Here is a 15,406-nt window from a genome sequence, read left to right as displayed (position 1 = left end):
GGTGATCGCGGCCTGGCGGATGGAATCACCCAGACGGGTTCTCCGAGTGAGTTTGAGAGGCGCTGCGGCCGTCACTGGTCGTCGAGCGCGGCCCGGATTTTCTCGGCGGTGATCGGGAGGTCGGTGATCCGAACCCCGACGGCCTCCCGGATGGCGTTGCTCAGCGCCGGCGGCACCGCGTTCGTGGGGACCTCTGCCACGGACTTCGCGCCGAACGGTCCCGTCGGCTCGTGGGTCTCGACGAGGATCGACTCCAGCGGCGGCTGGTCGGCCGTCGTCGGCATGTCGTACTCGCGGAACCCGAGGACCTCCGGCTTCCCCTCCTCGTCGAACGGGAGCCCGTCGCCGACGGCCAGCTCGTAGCTCATGTGCATCGCGCCCTCGACCTGGCCCTCGGCGAGCGCCGGGTTGATCGCGACGCCGCAGTCGACGGCGAACACCAGCTCGTTCACCTCGAATTCGCCGGTGCGTTCGTCCACCGTCACGTCGGCGAACTGCGCACCAAAGGGCGGCGGCGACTCTTCCGTGGAGTGGCTCGCCTCCCCCATCACCTGCGCGCGCACCTCGTCGCCATAAATCGATTCGTAGCCGATCTCCTCCAGCGTGACCGACTCGCCGGTCTCCTCGTCGCGGACCGCTCCGTCGCGCGTGACGAGCGAGGTCGCGGGCGCGTCGAGCAGCCGCTCGGCGAACTCGAAGAGCGTCTCGCGGGCCTCCTCGGCCGCCTTCTTGACCGCGTGGCCGGTGACGTAGGTCGTCGAGGAGGCGTAGGCGCCGTAGTCGAACGGCGAGATGTCCGTGTCCGACGGCTGGACGACGACGTCCTCGGGTCGCACACCGAGCACCTCCGCGGCGATCTGCGACATCACGGTGTCGGCGCCGGGACCGGTGTCGACCGCGCCGGTCTGGAGGATGAACGAGCCGTCCTCGTTCATCTTGATGTGGGCGGTCCCGAGTTCGTCCCCGGCGACGCCGCTGCCCTGCATCGTCAGGGCGACGCCGCAGGCGCGGTGCAGGTGATCCGCCTCGGGCTGGTCGAGGTTGTCCCAGCCGATGGCCGCCTTCCCGCGGGCGATGCACTCGCCGAGCCCGCACGAGCGGATCCGCCGGCCGTCCCCCTCGTCGTTGAGGATGCCCGACGCCACGTCGAGGTCGCCCTCGCCGATGCGGTTCCGCGTCCGGAGTTCGAGCGGATCCATATCGAGTTCGCGGGCGATCTCGTCGACGTGGCCTTCGAGCGCGAAGTGCCCCTGCGGGGCACCGTACCCGCGCATCGCTCCCGCGACTGGGAGGTTAGTGTGGACGGCGCGCGCCTCGAAGCGGATGTTCGGCGTGTTCGTGTAGAGGGGGAGCGGCTTCTTCCCGATCGAGTTGGTCACGGTCATGCCATGGGGACCGTAAGCGCCGGAGTTCGTCACGACGGACAGGTCGATAGCTTCGATGTCGCCCGCGTCGGTCACGACGCTCCGCAGTCGCATCGTCGCAGGCCGGCGAAAGCGCATCGCGTGGAACTGCTCGCGCCGCGTCGTCTCGACCTTGACCGGTCGGTCGGCAGCGTCCGAGAGCGCCATCGCGATCGGCTCGACCACCATGGCCTGCTTGGAGCCGAATCCGGCCCCGATCCGCGGCTTCGACACTCGTACGTCGCGGATCGGCACGTCGAACAGGTGCGCGAGCTGTCGGCGCGTGTGGAAGGGGACCTGCGTGCTCGTGATGAGGTGATAGCGATTGTCCTGGTCGCGGTGGGCGATCGTCGCGTGTGGTTCGGGGACGCAGTGAGACTGGTACGGCGTCGTCCACTCCGTCTCGACGACCGTGCGGTCCTCGCGCACCTGGGCGTCCTCGAAAGCCGTCTCGACGTCTCCGATCTCCCCCTCGACGTGGGACTCGATGTTGCGCTCGTAGTCCGCGCCGGGCTGGGTGTTCTCGATCCGTTCGCCGTCGTGGATCTGCGGGGCGTCAGGATCCATCGCCGTCTCCGTGTCGATGACCGCCTCGCGCTCGTCGTAGGTGACGTCGATCTTCCGTGCGGCTCTGCTCGCGGTCTCGCCATCGACGGCCGCCACGGCGGCGATGGGGTCGCCCACGTAGCGAGCCGTTCGCTGGAGCACGCGGAGGTCCCAGGGCGTCGGCTCCGGGTACGACTGCCCCGCGGACGTGTACGGTTTGTCGGGAACCTCGGGGGAGTCGGGAGTGATCACCGCATAGACGCCGTCCATCGCCTCGGCTTCGGACGCGTCGATCTCCTCGACGACGCCGTGGGCGACGTCCGAGCGCACGATGTGTGCCTCCGCGAGGTCCTGGAACTCGCCGGCGTAGTCGGCGGTGTACTTCGCCTCGCCGGTGACGATCTTGCGGCCGTCGTCTTTCTCCTCGCGGTCCGAGATGACCTGTCGCTCCTCGGGGGACTTCCGGTTGTTCGGCGCCTCATCCCACTCCAACGGATCGTCCGACACCACCGATTCCGAGGCCGACCCGGAGGGACCGTCCCCGTCCTCCTGCTCGTCGGTCCGGCTCATTCGTCCGCACCTCCGTCCGTCGAGTTACAGTCCGGGCGCAGTGGCCCGTCACCCGGGGATCGCCCCCCATCGGCTGGGGACCTATCGGTCGGGGCGCACTCCCCATCGGGCAGAGAGTGCCCGCCGTCGGCCGCAACCGCCGCGTCGCCGTGCATCCGCTCGGCGGCGTCCTCGACGGCGTCGAGGATTTTCTCGTAGCCGGTGCAGCGACAGAGGTTCTCCGAGAGCGCATCCCTGATCTCCTCCCGCGTCGGGTCGGGATTGTCCTCGACGAACTCCTTCGAACGCATGATCATCCCGGGAATGCAGAACCCACACTGGAGGGCGGCGTTGTCGACGAACGCGGCCTGGACGGGGTGGAGGTCGTCCTGCGTGCCGAGGTTCTCGACAGTCTCGACTTCGGCGCCGTCGACCGTCGCGACCGGCTCGATGCAGGACTTCGCCGGCTCGCCGTCGATCGTGACGGTGCAGAACCCGCAGTTGCCCGTGTCGCAGCCACGTTTCGCGCCAGTGTACCCCTCGCGCCGGAGCACGTCCAGCAGCGAGTCAGAGCGGTTCGCCTCGAAGGTCCGTTCGTCGCCGTTCAACGTAATGTCGATTTCCATGGTTTCTGTCGGTTACGGTGTCGGCCCCGTTCGACCGCGCGATGAGCGGGTTCGACGGGAGCGTAGTCGTTCGGTACTGTGCGGGCACGGCCCGTATCGTCGCTCTCAGTCATCCTGGGTCGGTGACGGGGCGTCGGAGAGGTCCTCGTCGACGTCAGACGGCGTTTCGGGCGCCAGCCCGTCGGTGTAGTCAGTCGGCCCCGTCCCCACGCCACCGCCGGGTAACACGACGTTGAGCACGAGCGCGGCGATACCACCAGTCACGAGCGCCGAGCCGAACAGCGTCTGCACCTCGCTGGGGAACTGCTGGAGGACCTCCGGGCGGAACGCGACGCCCAGCCCAAGTGCCATCGAGACCGCGAGGATGGTCGAGTTCCGGTGGTCGAGCTCGACATTCCGCACGATGATCCGGGCGCCCGAGGAGAAGATCATCGCGAACAGGATCAGCGCGCCCCCACCAAGCACCGCGTCGGGCATCGCCGAGACGACGGCGCCGACCTTCGGCACGAACCCGAGGACGAGTAACACGACGCCCCCGATTCCGACGACGTAGCGGCTCGCGACGCCAGTAAAATTCACGAGACCGACGTTCTGGGAGAAAGACGTGTTCGGTAAGGCATTGAAGATCGCGCCGAGCGCGCTCATAACGCCGTCGGCGATCAGCCCGCCGCGGATCTCCTCGTGGGTGGCGTCCCGGCCGGTCGCCGCGACGGTTCCGGAGATGTCACCGATCGTCTCCATCCCGGTGATAACGTAGAGGAAGGCGACGGTAACGATCGCGCTCGGTTCGAATGCGAGACCGTACTTGAGCGGGACTGGAACAGTTATCCACCCAGCCGAGGTCACCGCCGAGAGGTCGACCATGCCCATCGCGAGCGCAACGAGGTAGCCGACAACGATGCCGACGAAGACACTGATCACCCGGAAGAATCCGTCGAAAAACTGATTCAGGCCGACCGTGATCAGGAGTACGAGGCCCGCGAGCCCGAGGTTCGCGAACGATCCGTACCCCTCGGCCGATGGTCCGGCCGAGGCGCCGGCCGCGTAGTTCATCCCGGTCGGAATGAGCGTCAGTCCGATGAGCATCACGACGATACCGGTCACCAGCGGCGGGAAGTACTCCCGGAAGCGGTCGAGCGAGACGCCCATGACCATCTCGACGGGCGCCGCGACCAGCGACGCGCCGAAGACAGCGGCGATTCCGAACTGGTTGCCGATCCCGATGAGCGGCGTCAGGAACGCGAAACTGGTTCCCATCACGACGGGGAGCCGCGCGCCCACGGGTCCGATAGGATACGCCTGCACGATAGTCGAGACGCCGGCGACGATGAGCGCCATCTGGACGAGGAACGTCGTCTCGCCGGTGACCGAACCGACCGCGCCGGCGAGGATCAGCGGCGGCGCGACGTTGCCGAGGAACATCGCGAGGACGTGCTGGATCCCGAGCGGGATCGCCTCGCCCAACGGCGGCCTGTCCTCGATGTCGTACAGTACGACGGAGTCGCCACCTGACGAGGTGGCCTCTGAACTGCTCATGGCCTCACGTCCAGAAGCCCGACCTTTCAAAGTTCACTATTACCGACCTAATACACCCATAGGTGACTGATTTCGACTTTCGATCACAAACATGTGAGTCATAATTACTGCAATAATTTGGTTTTGTGCATAGTCCTGCGGCGTCGATCACCCCGGCAGACGAGGAATTGCTGCCCGTGCCACACAGACACCAGTCGGAGAATGTGTGAGATGTGCGAGGACGGAGAGACTCGACCGAAGGCTAGCCGCCGAAGGGGGCGGGCCGCTCAGTCGCCGGCGGCGGCTTCCTCGGCCGACCCGTACAGCGCTTCGACTTCGGCGATATCGGGGGCGACGCGCTCGACGCCGCTCGTCGCCCGTTCGGCGCTCGCAGTATCTTTGAGTCCGAACCCGGTCGACGCGACGACAACCGTCTCGTCTGCGGCAATGATGCCCTCGTCGAGGGCGGTCCTGACGCCGGCGACGGGCGTCGCACCCGCGGGCTCGGAATAGATGCCTTCCGTGCTGCCGAGTAGTTTCTCGGCTTCGAGGATTTCGTCGTCACTCACCAGAACGGCAGTTCCGCCGCTCTCTTCGAGCGCCCGGCAGGCCTTGATCGTGTTACGCGGGCGGCCGACCGCGATCGAATCGGCGACCGTCTCGGCGACGTCGTCCACGTCGTCGTGCTCGTGGAAGGCGTCGTGGATAGCCGATGCTCCCTCGGCTTGCACGCCGAGCATCTTCGGGTGCTCGTCGACGTAGCCCAGCTCGTAGAACTCCCTGAAGCCCTTCCAGGCACCGGCGATGGTGCAGCCGTCGCCCATCGAGAAGACGACCCAGTCGGGTACCTCGCCGCGGACGACCGACTGCTCGGCGAGCTCGTGCCCGACGGTCCGCTTGCCCTCCACCTGGAAGGGGTTGATCGCGGCGTTGCGGTTGTACCAGCCGTATTTCTCCGTCACCGCCACGCTGAGGTCGTACGCCTCGTCGTAGCTCCCCTCGACCGCGAGGACGTCCGCGCCGTAGACCAGCGGCTGCGCGAGTTTGCCCGTCGGTGCGTCACCCGGAACGAAGATGCGACAGGCGAGACCGCCACGGGCAGCGTACCCCGACAGTGAAGCGGCGGCGTTACCGGTCGACGCGCAGGTGATGATGTCTCGTCCCGCGTGGCGGGCCTTCGTCACCGCAATCGAGCTAGCGCGGTCTTTGAAACAGCCGGTCGGATTCCGGCCGTCGTCCTTGACGAGCGTCGTGACCCCGAGCGCCTCCGAGAGGTTCGGCGCGTCGAACAGGTCTGTTCCGCCCTCGTTGAGCGTCACCGGTTCCGCGTCGTCGTCGACCGGGAGGAACGCCTCGTACTTCCACTGACTCCGGATATCGCCGTCGAGGTCGGCGTCGAAGTTCTCGTCGACGACGTCGTAGTCGTAGGTGACCTCGAGGACCCCCTTGACACCCTCGTGTTCGGGACAGGTGTAGATGACCTGATCGGGGTCGTACTCTATTCCGCAGATCGTACACTCCAGCGTCTCGACGTGCTCCATCGCCATGCCGTAGCCCATGCGGAGGGGGGACTTAAGCGACGGGTTGCCACTCCCCCCTCTTTCGGGCTGTCAACCGCCACGAACCCGTGTTGCCACCTCGGCTCAGCGCGTACGGTCGAGGAACGACCCGCGACCGGGCTCGGAGTACACGTCGTGATCACGGGCGACGACTTCGCCGCCGGCGAGGACCGTGTCGACCCGTGCGCTCCAGCGGCGCCCCTCGAAGGGCGTCCAGCCCCCAACGAACGCAAGGTCGTCGGCGCGTACCTCGTAGTCGGTCTTACGGATCAGCGTGATGTCGGCGTCGGTCCCGACGCACAGCGTCCCCTTTCGTGGGTAGACACCAGCGCGACGCGCGGGCGCGGCGCAGAGGAGTTCGTGGAGGCGCGGCCAGGAGAGCCGTCCCGCGTGGACACCCTCGCTGACGAGGAACTCGACCATCGTTTCGACGCCCGGCAGGCCCGCGTAGGGCTCCCAGATGTCCTCCCAGCCGCACTCGCGATTCTCCCGGTAGGTCGGGAAGTGGTCGGTGGCGACCAGATCGATCGTCCCGTCGGCGAGCGCGTCCCAGAGGCGCTCGCGCTCGCGCTCGGATTTCAGGCTCGGGTTTACTTTCAGGAACGGTCCCTTCTCGGCGACATCGGCCTTCGAGAACGCGAGGTACTGCGGGCAAGTCTCCAGCGTGACGGGAACGTTCGCCCGCGACGCGAACCGCCCGCCCTCCCGCGCGCCGCTCCCGCTCGTGATATGAACGACGTGCAGCGGACAGCCCGCGTACTCGGCAAAGTATCCCATCCGGTTGATCGCGTCGAGTTCCGCTTCCAAGGGTCGGGAGTCCATGTACACATCCGGGGCCGATCCGTCGATCGTCGAGCGCGCGTCGTCGAGGAGCCCCTGCGTCTCGCAGTGGACGCGGAGAGTGCCCCCGGCGTCACCGACGCGGCGCATCAGGGCAGCGATGGACTCGTCGTCCGCGAGGTACGGGTCGGCGGTGAACGTCTTGAACTCCGGCGTCCCGGCGGCCATCAGTTCCGCGACGTCGACGTTGGGGTCCGTGACGTTGCCCGCGACGAGGCCGAAGTCGACGTGTGCGAGATCCGCACAGGTCGCCGCTTTCTCCTCGAGTGCGGTCGGAGTAGTGACCGGCGTCTGCGTCGGGAGTTCGACGACGGTGGTGACGCCGCCGGCGACGGCGCTCGCCGTCTGTGAGTCGAAATCGATCCCGGCCGGGAACAGGTCGTCGTCGTGCATATGCGTGTGAACGTCGATCGCACCCGGAATCGCGATCAGGTCTTCGGCGGCTATCGTTTCGGTGGCGCCGTCGTTCCGCTCGGCGACGGACGGGCCGACCGCCTCGATGATCCCGTCAGCCACGGCGATATCGCCGCGGGTCACGCCTTCGGGCGTCACGATCCGGGCCCGCTCGATGAGCACGTCGGTCATGTCTCTCCGACTACGCCAGACCGACAAGATAGTTCGCGTGTCTGTGGGTGGAGATTCACAGGGGCAAAGGATGTGCCAGGATTTGCCACCTCGACACACGATCGTCGCATATCTGTGGCCGGCGGTCGCGACACGGGTATCTGGCACCGAGTACACTTTTGACGAGCGGCGGTTTCCCGGGAGACGTGATACTCAACGCAGGAACGCTCGTCACGATGAACGAGGCGAGCGATGTGCTCGAAGAAGTCCACGTCGTCGTCGAAGACGGCGAGATCGTCGATATCGAAGACGGCTTCGCGGCAGGCGCGGATGTCGACGCTCGGGACGAAGTCGTCATCCCGGGGCTCGTCAATTGCCACACTCACATGTACGCGCTGCCGATCCGGGGCGCACCGCTGACCGCGGAGCCGGAGAGTTTCTACGAGGCGCTGGTCGACATCTGGTGGGAAGTGGACGAGGCGTTCACGGAGCGTGACGCCCGGCTCTCCGCGCTCGGGTCTTGCGTCGAAATGCTTCGGAGCGGTGTGACCACGTTCTGTGACAATTACTCCGGTCCGAACACGCTCCCAGGCGCCCTCGACGCCGTCGCGGCGGGCGTCGCCGAGACGCCGATCCGTGGGATGGTGACCTTCGAGACGACGGCGCGACACTCGGAGGACGAGGCCATGGCTGGCATCGAAGAGAACTGTCGGTTCGTCCGCGAAGGCGAGCGGGACTACGACGACGTCACGGGCCACTACTGCCTCCATACGCTGTTCACGAACACCGAATCCGTGATCGAAGCCTGTACCAAGCGCGCCATCGAAGACGACCGGCCGATACAGATCCACCTCGAAGAGGGGCTCGTCGACGTCCACGATTCCATCAGGGAGTATGGCGAGCGACCCGTGCCCGCGCTGGCTGAAATGGGCTTTTTCGACGCGGACGTGATCGCCGCCCACTGCGTCCACTCGACGGAGCGCGAACTCGCGACCCTCGCCGACAACGACGTAGGTATCGCGCACAACCCCTACTCGAACACGAACAACGCGGTCGGGGTTGCCGACATCGAGACGATGGACGAGCTGGGCCTGACTATCGGTCTAGGGGACGACGGCTGGGATCCCGACATGTTCGAGACCATGCGGTCGGCGTCGGGGATCCACAAACTGAAGGACAACGACCCGAGCGGGTTCGACGACGCAGCGGCGCTCAGGTGGGCGACGAGCGGCAGCGCGGAAGTGCTCGGCATGGAGGATCGCATCGGGAGCATCGAAGTCGGCAAGCGCGGCGACTTCGTCACGCTCGACCTCGGTCCCAATCCCGTGCTACCGGAGAGTGCGCCGTACTACATCGTTAGCGCGGCGAGCACCGCGGACGTGACCAGGACGATAGTCGACGGTGACGTCGTCTACGAACCCGCATCGGGAGTGAAGGGTGTCGACGAAACGGACATGGCCGCTGTCGGGACGGCGAGCGCCGAACTCTGGGATCGTCTGTGAGTGTCCCTCGCGCACATCAGTTCCGAGTCGCTCCCCGCAATGGTCGACCAGAACTCGCAACTCTGTTGTGGGGAATCGAAACTTGAGTTGGATTAACGGACTTAGTTTGTTAATCCATTCCGGCTACCAAGCCAGGCAAGATTAACAGACTTAGTTCGTTAATTAACCGCGAGTTTCAGTCCGATTCGGCTATCACCACCGTGAGCGGAGACGGAGCGTACACGCTCGATCAATACTTATATTACTGTACCGACTATTCTCCCGATAATGGCTGCTGATCACGGGTGCAAAGTTGGGACAACGATAGCGGCCTACGGGCTTGATTCGGCGGATCCCGTCTACGAGTCCATCGACGAAGGACTCCTCGCCCGGTGGAAAGGGACTGGCGGCCAGTCAGCCATGGGCTATCGATCCCTCACCGACTGGTTCAACAAACGACTTCTCAACCAGGTGTACGGCGAACACAACCGGGAAACGCTCGGTGCACGACTGGACAGCGACTACAGCACGCTCCGCGGGGACGACGATCTCGTAAAAGCGGAACTTATCGAGAGTCTGCGCGCAGACGGGATCGACGGGTCACGGCTCGAACAGAGTATGGTTTCCTGGGGGACGATGCGCACCCATCTCCAGGAATGCCTCGACGGCCACAAGGAACCACAATCCGCGAGTACGGACTGGGAACGCGAAAGCATCGAGAAGGCCAAAGAGGTGGCCAACGAGAAGACCGCGAAAGCGCTATCGAGTCTTTCGAAGAAGGGGGAGCTCGCCGGCGGAGCCGATTCGGATGTGACAGTCCAGATCCAGCTCACCTGCGATTCCTGTCCCACACGCGTCCCGTTCGACGTCGCGCTCGAGCGTGGATACGTCTGCGAGCGACACAGCCAATCACCGACCTCATCGAACGAATCATGACATGGACTATCGACATCGAACGGATAGCGGGGATACTCGAGGGAACGGCGACTATCGAGCCGGGCCTCAACGCCGTCCGCGCCTCGAACTGGCAGGGAAAATCGAGCTTCATCGAGGCGCTGAAGACCGGCCTCGGGACGTCGACGGAGCTGACCGAGGGGCGAGACGAAGGGCGCGTCCACCTGGAGACGCCGGACCGCGAGGTGACTGTCCGGTTGAATCGCGAGGACGGGACCGTCCGCCGAAGCGGGACGCCGCTGCTGAATGACGAGTACGACGTCGTCCGAGCGGAGCTGTTCGCATGCCTGGACGACCGCAATCCGATCAGACGGGCCGTCCGCAACGGCGAGAACCTCGAAGACGTGCTGATGCGCCCGCTCGATCTCCAGAACATCGACGCGCGTATCGCCGACCTCAAGCGCCAGCGCGAGAGCGTCGACGACGAACTGTCGCAGGCCAGAGCGGCCAAGAAGCGACTCCCCGGCGTCCAGGAGAAAGTGACGCGGCTCGAAGACGAGATCGAGGAGTTGCGTGCGAAGCGTGACTCCATCCAGTCCGCCGATCCGGACGGCGACGGGACGGACTCGACCCGACGGGAACTCAGTCAGGCCCGGAGCGAACAGAACGAGGCGGAGAGCCGGATCGAGCGGCTCGAACAGAGTATCGAGCGGACCGAAGCGCGGCTTTCGGACCGACGGGAGGAGCTCGATTCGCTCGAGATCGAGGACGGCGGCGATATCGAGTCGGACCTGGCGGACGCGAGGGACCGGCTCGCCGAGACGAAACGTGATCTCGAGGTGCTCCAGTCGGTGTACTCGGCGACGGAGCTGGTCCTCGACGAGGAGCGGCTAGATCTCGTCACCGACGTTCAGCGCGAACTCACCGGCGACGACGTCGTCTGCTGGGTCTGTGGCAACGACGCCACCCGTGAAGACATCGAGGAGCAACTCGACGAACTCGGTGCCAAGAACCGAGAACTGCGGGCGCAGACCGAGACGTATCGGGACAGAGTCGACGAACTCGAGGCCCGACGCGAGGAGATCAAGCAGGCGGAACGTCGCAAACGGGATCTGGAGACCGAAATCGCTGACCTGGAGGAGACGCTCGCCGAGCGACGCCAGAGTCTCGACGAAGCCAGGGACCGACTCGACGCTGCGAGCGCACGGGTTGAGGAGCTGTCCGAGAGCGTCGACGAGACGATGGACGAGCTCTCGGACGTCGAGAGCGAGATCAAGTTCAGAGAGGCCGAACTCAACGACACCACCGACGAGCTCGAACAGCTCGAATCACGCGCCGAGCGAGTCACCGAGCTACAAGACGAACACGATGCGATCACGGAGGAGATAAAATCGCTCAGAAACCGGAAGGACCGGATCAAACGCGAGGCACGGGAGGCGTTCGACGACGCGATGCAGGAGATCGTCTCCCGGTTCGATACCGGATTCGAGACTGCACGACTCACCGGGGATTTCGAAATCGTCGTCGCTCGCGACGGGCGGGAAGCGAGCCTCGATTCCCTCAGCGAGGGCGAACTCGAACTCATCGGGTTCGTCGCCGCCCTCGCGGGGCGGCAGTCGTTCGACGTCGCGGAGACCGTCCCACTACTGCTCGTCGACAGCATCGGTGGACTCGACGACGGGAACCTGCACACGCTTATCGACTATCTCCGGGAACGGACGGAATACCTCGTGTTCACCGCGTATCCCGAGTACACGGACTTCGATGGAACTTCGATCGATCCGACGGAGTGGACGATAGCACACGACGATCGCGTGACTGCCGACTGATCCGGCGGGAAGCGCACGAGGCTGTTTGGTGGAGAGAGCCGATCAGCGAAACGGCGGGCGGATCGAGCGAGAACGTCGCAGGCACCTTATTGAATTATTTTACCTATTATCCATAGTAGAGCACACTCGTTTTGGAATATTTGCGATCTCCCCAAGATAATAGTATCTTGCTCCTAGAAAATTGAGTATGGTCGTTAGCCCAGCCTTCGGAGAGATCACGAAGATACTCGGGAAATTGGAGGAATCCGGGGCAGAGATACGTGACGTGCGGCTCTGCGGGGAAACGTCTGGATACGTCGACGAGCTCACCGCCGAACTCGCAGTCAGCCTCCCCATCCTTCGAGACGCGTCGCTCGGTGACAACGTTTCGATCGCCGCAGCCGATTTCGACACCGATGGCCAGTGTCTGACTACCGATCTGGAGGTTTCGGTGTCTATCGACGAACACAGTGCAACCGACCCGCTGGACGGCGTCGTGCCAGCGGACGATAGCCCGGATCGGAACCAGTTGGCGCAATCGGAGCTCGCTCCGTCGTACAAAGATCCGGAGGCCCTGAAGGCCGTCTACGAGAGATACGACTCCTTCCCGGAGATGACCGAGGCACTCGGCGTCGACGTCACGCCGGAGACGGTACGGCGCCACATGGTCAAATACGACATCCACGACCCCCACGACAGCAGTCCGGCGTCACCTACGCAGCGAGATCAGCGAGACGACAGGGCGGACGAGTACTCGCCCAAGTCCGGCACGACTGCCGATGACGGGGCGTCCGGTACGACCGGGTCAACGACCGATACCCCTGACGCGTCTCACCCGGAAGAGGCGACCGCTCGCTCGACGACCGACGATAGTGACGACGAACTGTCAGACCTGCGCGTCGCGGAGTTACTCGCCCAGGGAGAGACAGATAGTGAGGAGAAACTGGTCACCGACGGTCTGGGGTTATCGGGGGATCTGACCGTCGGGCGGCTTTCCGACGTCATCAACAGGTCGAAGACGGTTCACGAAGTACAGCAACAGCTCGAGATGAACCAGAGCAGCGCTCGACGGCTGTTGCGTGAGTTCGATCTCCTCGATCTGGTCTCCCACCGGCTCGCCTCCGACCAGATCACGGTCTCGAACGCGGAGATCGTCCGCCGGATCGAGTCGGGGTCATCGGAAGCGGACCGGGAAGGTCCAAATCAGTGAGTTAGGCCGCGTTCCGGAACGACGGGTATTGATCGATCAGACACTTATATTGCAGTAGTGAGAACGTTTATTGTACTGTGAGGAAAGATTTAATCGAATGGCAACGGTTCGAGTTCGAGAGTGGACGAAGAAACAGATCGATAGGATTCGGGAGAAGGAATCGCATTCGTCGAACGATTCCGTCATCAAATCCCTGCTCAAGGACCGGGAGCTCGCGAAATTCGCGGGGGAAGGGATCGAGACCGGCGAGTCGTCTTCGCACGTGACCAGACAGAACCCGCCCGAGAAATCGTTTGACGATCTGACCGTCCTGGACGAACTACTATCGGCGGACAACGGCGTGTTGTTCCTCTGGTGTCCGAACTGCGAGACGGAAGTCGCTCATCTGACCGTCGAGAATATGCTCGACCTCTCGGTCTTCGAAATCGAGTGTCAGCACTGTCTGAGCCACCTCGATCAGTACGCCATCGTTGCCATCGAGATCGGCTATCCGATCGAGCGGAAGCTGACCGACGACGCGCTCCAAGCCGACCTCAAAGAATGCGTTGTCGATTACTGGGACCGGACGCTCGAGGAGTTCACCGAGAACACGATGGACGAGTCGATCGACGCCGAACAGTTGATCTGGCAGTTCGACGAGTACGTCACCGACTTCGGATGGGAGTGGCCGAGCGACGTCCCGGTCGTCGGGCTGGAACCCGGTCGAACGTATCGGAACACCGCGACCGACGAACGGATCGAGGTGATCGAATCGGTCACCGAAAACCGGAACTCCCTCGACGTTTTCAGAGTGAAGCGATATCCGGTCACGGCGGATCCCGAGGAGGCGGACCCGGAGATCATGGACAGCAACGCCATCATCGATCTCGTGACCAGTCGGAGTCTGCTGATCGAAGACTGAGACACTACTGTTGCTACTGTGCCCCCTCTGTGGCACGCCACCGTGTTTGCACGTGGCAATAGGTGTGTTCGAGTTCCCGTGTTTCCCGACTGGCAGGGAGTGGTACCCAGATCCGACACGTACCCGTAACCGGCACGCAGCGGTTGGTACCTGTCCGGGAGCGGATGGAACGACCACGCCGTCGACGGTACGGATATTTGGATAATATAAAGAGTACCCAGAACTCCCGAGAATCACATGACATCCATAGGGAACTACTATACAGCGGAACCCGGCGATATTCAGTGTGATATCGATTCGCCGATGCGAGCAGTCTGTCGTACCGGAGTTTCACGCTGGTATTCGAGCGTTGAAACGGATCGCCCCGAGGAACGGTTCGCTTTCCCGAGCAGGCGATGGGGGGTCGAGAGCGTGAGCGACGCGGCAGTCCATCCACGGGGTTTGAGTCTCCCACGCGACGATCGGGGACTAGCCACGACGGCTGACGCGACGCGGCGACTGGAAGAACTGCTCCCGGAGTTTCTCAGGAGTTTCGTCTCGGATGCGGGCGCCGACTGCCTCGTCGTCCCGCTCGACGGGAGCGTCGATACGTCGCTATCTGCCGCGTTAGCTGTCGACGCGCTCGATCCAGACCGTGTCCGCGGGCTCGTGATGCCGGCCCAGCTCAGCGACGAAGCCGGCGCGCGAGACGCGGAGGCGGTCGCCTCGACGCTCGATATCGATTTCCAGCGACTCCATCTCCAGCCGGTACTGGCGGCGTTCCAGAAAGTGATCGGGACAGACGGGAAGCCGACTGACGACCTCCACGCCGTCGAGAACGCCCTCGATCGAATCCGAATGGCGAGTGCCTACTACGTTTCGAACCTCTCGAACGGGCTGGTCGTCGGAACGCTCAACCGAACCGACCGCCTGGTGGGAACACCCACGAAATTCGGCGATACTGGCGTCGACTGTCATCTGCTTGGCGACCTCTACCGGACGGAGGTCGGCGCACTCGCCCGAAGGGTCGGCGTCCCCGAGAACATCCGTACCAAGACATCCTATCGGGAGGTCAGAGACGGCGGACCAACCGACAGGTTTTCACTCGACACCGAAACGCTCGATAGGGTACTCCGGTTCCGCGTCGACGAGCGCCGTCCCGCGAAGACCGTCGCAGACAGACTCGACGTCGACGTTTCGACGGTGGAACGAATCGCCGACTGGTGTTCGGAGACTCGCCACAAGCGTCATCAACCGCCGAAACCGTCGACTCACATCTGAATTAGTCAACATCGAGAGTCCCCACTGAACTGGGATTTTTCTCGAAACTCAGCGGGATTCGTATAGATACTAACGGCGCTTGAATTGAAACTGGAACTGAATAGCACTGAGATGGCTGGAACGAGAGGGACCGATCGAGGAGTCCTCTGTGGAGAGTTTCCACCCCCTCCCCCCTTTGTCGAGTTGTAAACGGATAGGAGGGGTGGAGGGGATCGAGCCGGTTGAGGGGGGCAAAAACAATGAACCTGCG

Annotated in this window: 11 protein-coding genes; 6 read left to right on the top strand and 5 right to left on the bottom strand. The window is 64.0% G+C overall.

Annotated elements, in window-relative coordinates; translation table 11 throughout:
* Positions 1-71 precede the first annotated feature (71 nt).
* The 5 genes from AB2U09_RS02320 to AB2U09_RS02300 form a co-directional block, all read right to left on the bottom strand.
* Complete coding sequence (locus tag AB2U09_RS02320; protein ID WP_459191071.1) at positions 72-2,519, bottom strand: xanthine dehydrogenase family protein molybdopterin-binding subunit; 2,448 nt, start codon at positions 2,517-2,519, stop codon at positions 72-74.
* Entirely contained in the window at positions 2,516-3,124 is a 609-nt protein-coding gene (locus AB2U09_RS02315) for a (2Fe-2S)-binding protein (protein ID WP_459191070.1), read from the bottom strand. Before AB2U09_RS02315 ends, AB2U09_RS02320 begins: the two co-directional genes overlap by 4 nt.
* A gap of 105 nt (positions 3,125-3,229) precedes the next feature.
* Complete coding sequence (locus tag AB2U09_RS02310) at positions 3,230-4,660, bottom strand: uracil-xanthine permease family protein (protein WP_459191069.1); 1,431 nt, start codon at positions 4,658-4,660, stop codon at positions 3,230-3,232.
* 266 nt (positions 4,661-4,926) lie between these two features.
* Complete coding sequence (gene thrC / locus AB2U09_RS02305) at positions 4,927-6,186, bottom strand: threonine synthase (protein WP_459191068.1); 1,260 nt, start codon at positions 6,184-6,186, stop codon at positions 4,927-4,929.
* 96 nt (positions 6,187-6,282) lie between these two features.
* Positions 6,283-7,623, bottom strand: coding sequence for a dihydroorotase (locus tag AB2U09_RS02300; RefSeq protein WP_459191067.1), 1,341 nt, complete (start codon positions 7,621-7,623; stop codon positions 6,283-6,285).
* 185 nt (positions 7,624-7,808) lie between these two features.
* On the opposite strand from AB2U09_RS02300, the gene AB2U09_RS02295 reads away from it, so the two are divergent.
* From AB2U09_RS02295 to nadE, 6 genes are all read left to right on the top strand, one after another.
* Positions 7,809-9,104, top strand: coding sequence for an amidohydrolase family protein (locus AB2U09_RS02295; protein WP_459191066.1), 1,296 nt, complete (start codon positions 7,809-7,811; stop codon positions 9,102-9,104).
* Between the two features lie 267 nt (positions 9,105-9,371).
* Entirely contained in the window at positions 9,372-10,019 is a 648-nt protein-coding gene (gene rdfA / locus AB2U09_RS02290; RefSeq protein ID WP_459191065.1) for a rod-determining factor RdfA, read from the top strand.
* A complete protein-coding gene (locus AB2U09_RS02285; protein WP_459191064.1) occupies positions 10,016-11,806 on the top strand; it encodes an archaea-specific SMC-related protein in 1,791 nt (596 codons plus the stop codon). The genes rdfA and AB2U09_RS02285 overlap by 4 nt, the downstream gene beginning before the upstream one ends.
* A gap of 187 nt (positions 11,807-11,993) precedes the next feature.
* Positions 11,994-12,995: a DUF8073 domain-containing protein gene (locus tag AB2U09_RS02280; RefSeq protein WP_459191063.1), complete on the top strand. Its 1,002-nt coding sequence runs from the start codon at positions 11,994-11,996 to the stop codon at positions 12,993-12,995.
* A gap of 97 nt (positions 12,996-13,092) precedes the next feature.
* Positions 13,093-13,896 (top strand): hypothetical protein, encoded by an 804-nt coding sequence (locus tag AB2U09_RS02275; protein ID WP_459191062.1) that lies wholly within the window; start codon positions 13,093-13,095, stop codon positions 13,894-13,896.
* A 441-nt stretch (positions 13,897-14,337) separates the two neighbouring features.
* Complete coding sequence (gene nadE / locus AB2U09_RS02270; protein ID WP_459191061.1) at positions 14,338-15,156, top strand: NAD(+) synthase; 819 nt, start codon at positions 14,338-14,340, stop codon at positions 15,154-15,156.
* Positions 15,157-15,406 lie beyond the last annotated feature (250 nt).

Source organism: Halosimplex yunnanense (assembly GCF_054504345.1).
Note: the sequence above shows the minus strand (reverse complement) of the source record. Positions and strands in the feature narration are given on the sequence as shown.